This window comes from Novosphingobium sp. FG90 (genome assembly GCF_057808725.1).
Genome location: NZ_JBMDIO010000102.1, coordinates 1 through 1,171 on the forward strand (window position 1 = coordinate 1; position 1,171 = coordinate 1,171).

1 pseudogene is annotated in these 1,171 nt (G+C 60.4%); it reads right to left on the reverse strand.

Annotation, left to right across the window (positions count from 1 at the left end):
• A pseudogene (locus ACODRZ_RS26700) lies at positions 1-981 on the reverse strand (IS3 family transposase); the annotation flags it as partial.
• Positions 982-1,171: the final 190 nt, after the last annotated feature.

Genomic DNA, 1,171 nt, shown 5'->3' on the forward strand with positions numbered 1-1,171 from the left:
TTGAGATAGACTTCCTCATATTTCACCGACCGCCACAGGCCCTCGACCACGACATTGTCGCGCCAGGCGCCCCTGCCGTCCATGCTTATGGCGATCTTCTCGCGCAGCAGCACGCTGGTGAAGGCCATGCTGGTAAATTGGCTGCCCTGATCCGTGTTAAAAATTTCGGGCCTGCCGTAGCGAGCGATCGCTTCCTCCAGCGCCTCGACGCAGAAGTCAGCCTCCATCGTGATCGACACGCGGTGGCTCAGGACCTTGCGGCTGAACCAGTCGACAATGGCCACCAGATAGACGAAGCCTCTGGCCATGGGGATGTAGCTAATGTCGGTTGCCCACACCTGATTGGGCCGCGTGATCGGCAATTTCCGCAGCAAATACGGATAGATCCTGTGCCCAGACGCGGGCTTGGATGTGTTGGGCCGGCGATAGATCGCCTCGATGGCCATCCTCTTCATCAAGGTGGCGACGTGGCAGCGGCCGATGGCAGTGCCCTCCTGCCGCAGCAGGTCGCGTAGCATCCGGCTGCCCGCAAACGGGTGTTCCAGACGCAATCGTCCATGCGTCGCATGATGCTCAGGTCGGTCACGGACACCGGTGCAGGCAGGTAATACACGCTGCTCCGACTGATCCCCAGTTCACGAGCTTGGCGCACCACCGGCAGGCCGTGTGACCGATCGATCATCGCTTTGCGCTCGGCAACAGACCCGCTTTGCCGAGCGCGCCTGCCAAAAAATCATTCACCAGCGTCATTTGGCCGATCTTGGCATGCAGCGTTTTTACATCAACGGCAGGCTCGGCGTTCTCCGCGGCACTCTCGCCACCAAACACGCCCGCTGCCCCTTCCAGCAACTGCGCGCGCCACGTGGTTATCTGGTTGGCATGGACATCAAACTGCTGCGCCAGTTCGGCCAGCGTCTTCTCGCCCTTCACGGCAGCCAAGGCCACCTTCGCCTTGAACGCCGGGCTGTGACGTCTGCTCATCTCTGCTCCTGTCTGGCGGCCACCATGGCCCACGTCAGGCAGAAAATCCAATTATCTCGCTGTCCAGATTCTCCAGGCCACCTCTTTGATCGCTCACCGATTCATTCCTCAGCGGAAATCAATAGCCTTAAGGGATCAGCGGGTGATGGCTGCTCTTTCGAGCAGCGGTTGCCACCAGTCCTCGCGGGCA